This window comes from Xanthomarina sp. (genome assembly GCF_035306605.1).
Taxonomy (GTDB): domain Bacteria; phylum Bacteroidota; class Bacteroidia; order Flavobacteriales; family Flavobacteriaceae; genus Xanthomarina.
The window spans coordinates 1-3411 of the sequence record NZ_DATGNR010000073.1 but is presented as its reverse complement, the minus strand read 5'-3'; the positions used below and the strand labels follow the sequence as shown (position 1 = coordinate 3411).

Below are 3411 nucleotides of genomic sequence, written 5' to 3'. Positions count from 1 at the left end.
ATTATAGCATGAATTGGATGCCAGTTATGCAAATGGAAACCATGCAACATTCTTGCCCAAAATCCATGATTACAAAAGTACCTGGAAAAGAAACTGTATATCAAGGAAATGTTATTTATCAAATGACTAATCCAGATGGATCAGGGTGGTCTTTAACCTTTAATTACACCATTGATAACGTGGATTATAATATAACAGAAACCATTGCTGTTATGCAACATTATAACCAAAACGTAACCAGTTTTATGGGGAGTGATAATGTAAAATACGTGTTGGCTTTAATAGAGCCACAAACTCCAAAAATTGCTACAAATACAATGAAGGTTGGTTTGTACAAAATGGAAAACATGATGTCTTTTCCAGTGGTTGAAAATTATACCATCACTTTAGATCCAAGAATGCCAGGTATGGGGAACCATGGTTCGCCAAATAACACAGATTTAACTTATAGAAGTACGGAAAGTATTTATCAAGGAAATCTTTCTTTAACCATGACAGGTTACTGGGTTTTAAACTTAAAACTTTTGGACGCTATGGATACGGTTTTAAAAGGTGAATCAGTCGCAGAAGATCATCCACAAAGCAGTCTGTATTTAGAGCTTGAATTTTAATTGTAAAAAGCTTATTAAGATGTTATAGGCAGGTTGATTTTAATCAATCTGTCTAAATATCTCCTAAAAATTTTCCCATGAAAAAATACATCATATGTTGTCTTGCCCTTCTTTTTAGTGCCATAACTTTTGCACAAGAATTGGAAGAGGCTAAAGTAGAAAAAGACACCACGCAATTAGAAGAAGTAATCCTAATTGGGCAACGTAAATTAAGTAATTATAGACAAGAAAAAACCTTGTCCAGTATTGATAATTATTTAGAGAAATCCAATCGTATAAGCATGATTAAACGTGGTAATTACGCTTGGGAACCTTCCTTAAACAACATGGATAGCCAACGTTTGGTTGTTACCATAGATGGCATGCAGATTTTTGGAGCATGTACAGATAAAATGGATCCAATTACTTCGTATGTAGATGTTTCTAATCTAGAAAAAGTAAGTATTGGTTCTGGGCAAGAAGGTACAGAAAATGGCCATTGTGTTGGAGGTGGCATCGATTTAAAACGTCCACAATCTAAATTTAATGGTTCTAGATTTAAATCGGGAATCGATTTAGGTTTCGAAACCAATGGGAATTATAAAACGGTCGGTTTGGATTTAGAATACACAGGAGATAAATTCTATGTTAATGCAGATGGGATTTTTAGAAAATCGGATAATTATGATGCAGGAGGAAACAAGGAAGTACTTTATTCTCAATTTCAAAAGTATAACTTGTCTTTGCAAGGAGGCTTCAAACTCTCTGAGACTCATGTAATAGATGCCAATATAATTTACGATAAAGCCACAGATGTTGGTTATCCTGCTTTGCCTATGGATGTCTCCTTGGCCGAAGCTTTAATCACCTCTTTAACGCACACCTATAAAAACGACTCTACAAGAATTAAATCTCTAGAATCTAAACTGTATTTTAATACGATTACTCATATTATGGACGATTCCAAAAGACCAGATGTGCCCATTAGAATGGATATGCCGGGCTGGAGCGATACCTACGGATTTTATTCCAAAGCCACCTTACAAGAAAACAAACACAGCCTTTTGGTTAATTTAAACGGGTTTTACAACCGTTCTCTAGCCGAAATGACCATGTATCCAAACGATTCCAATCAGCCAGCAATGTTTATGTACACTTGGCCGGATATTCGAACTTTGTCCACCGGGATTTATATAAAGGATGCTTTTGCTTTAACGGATGAGAAAACGATTTCGGCATCCACACGTTTAGGTTATCATAACAATACCATTGCCGAAGAAGTTGGCTTGGAAAGTTTACAAATATTTTATCCAGGTTTAAGCGATTCAAAAAATCGGTTTTTAATGAGTCTTTCGGCCGATTATAAAGTGAAAAAGGAAAAGTACGACGCAACTTTTGGTGTTGGTTATGGCGAAAGAGCACCTTCTGTAAGTGAAGGATACGGTTTCTTTTTGTTCAATAGTTTTGACAATTACGATTATATAGGAAATCCAAATCTAAACAATGAAAAAGCCTTAGAAGCGAATGTGGCAGCTAATTATTATTTAAATAAGTTTAAGATTGGTTTTGAAACCTCTTATTTTTATTTAACCGATTATATTATTGGGGAAGTGGATGAGTCCTTAAGTGCCATGACTATTGGTGCCGAAGGGGTTAAAGTTTATGAAGCTTTAGATCACGCTAGTATCTTCGATTTTTATGTAAATTCTTCCTATCAAATTTCTGATGCCTTTTCGGTTAACGGAACTGTTGGATATAATTATGGAAAAGGTAGTAATAATGAAAACTTGCCATTTATAAAGCCGTTCTCTTATTTGGCTGAGGTAAATTATTCTAGAGACAAGTTTAATGCAGCTTTACAGCTAAATGGTAATGGTAATCAAACAAATTATAGTAGTTATTATGGTGAAAATGAAACAGCTTCTTATGCTGTTTTAAACTTAAATTTAGGAAATATCTTCTATATCAAAGAAAATAAAATGATATTGAAGTATGGCGTTGAAAACATTTTAGATACTAACTATTCAACCTATGCAGATTGGAATAATATTCCTAGACAAGGACGAAATTTTTATATGAATGTTTCCTATGTCATGTTTTAATATGATGTTCTAAAATAAGAAAACCATTTTATCATTGATTATAGTTCTGAAGTCTTGAATAGGAAAATATCTTATGAAGGTTTAAGAACTGTACCCAAGAAATAGAGTGGTATTTTTGTTTATTTCTGATTGATGATTTTTTAATCGCAATCAATTTCACCCGAAACCATTTCAACAATTGGAGCAGGAGAGAGGTAAGGAATACCTAAGCCCAAACCACGAAGAATAAATAGAAGTCCAATAATAACAACAAAAACGGGAACGGCCTTTTGAATGCGTTGTTTAATAGTAGCATTTAGAAATTTACCTAAATAAATGGCAGAGGTCATTAACGGAACTGTTCCTAATCCAAATAAAAACATATACAAACTTCCCTGCAAGGCACTAGCCGAAGCTAGAGATCCAAAAACGGCCATATAAACCAAACCACAAGGTAAGAATCCGTTTAAAAAACCAATGGTTAAAAAGGTGTCGGCTGATTTTTTCTTTAAAGCTTGTCCTAAACCAGATTTCACTTTTGAAATTACTTTATAAACGGGTTTGGAAAAATTGTATTTATTAAAAATTCTTGTTGGAATTAGAATAACTACAATCATTAAAACTCCAATTGCGATAGATAGTTGCTGCTGGATTCCAAATAGATATAGACCTTTCCCAACAAGACCAAATACAAGTCCTATAATGCTGTAAGCCAGTAATCGTCCAAAATGATAGGTGGA

Annotated in this window: 3 protein-coding genes; 2 read left to right on the top strand and 1 reads right to left on the bottom strand. The window is 33.9% G+C overall.

Translation table 11 applies throughout. The annotated features are described in order from the left end of the window. Both VKY41_RS09810 and VKY41_RS09805 read left to right on the top strand, forming a co-directional pair. On the top strand, positions 1 to 611 hold a 611-nt coding region (locus VKY41_RS09810; RefSeq protein WP_500814273.1), incomplete at its 5' end, for a hypothetical protein. A 77-nt stretch (positions 612 to 688) separates the two neighbouring features. After that, entirely contained in the window at positions 689 to 2692 is a 2004-nt protein-coding gene (locus VKY41_RS09805; protein WP_500814272.1) for a TonB-dependent receptor plug domain-containing protein, read from the top strand. 140 nt (positions 2693 to 2832) lie between these two features. Here the strand turns inward: VKY41_RS09805 and VKY41_RS09800 are convergent. Beyond that, positions 2833 to 3411, bottom strand: a 579-nt coding sequence (locus VKY41_RS09800; protein WP_500814271.1) for a sulfite exporter TauE/SafE family protein, incomplete at its 5' end; no start/stop codon positions are given.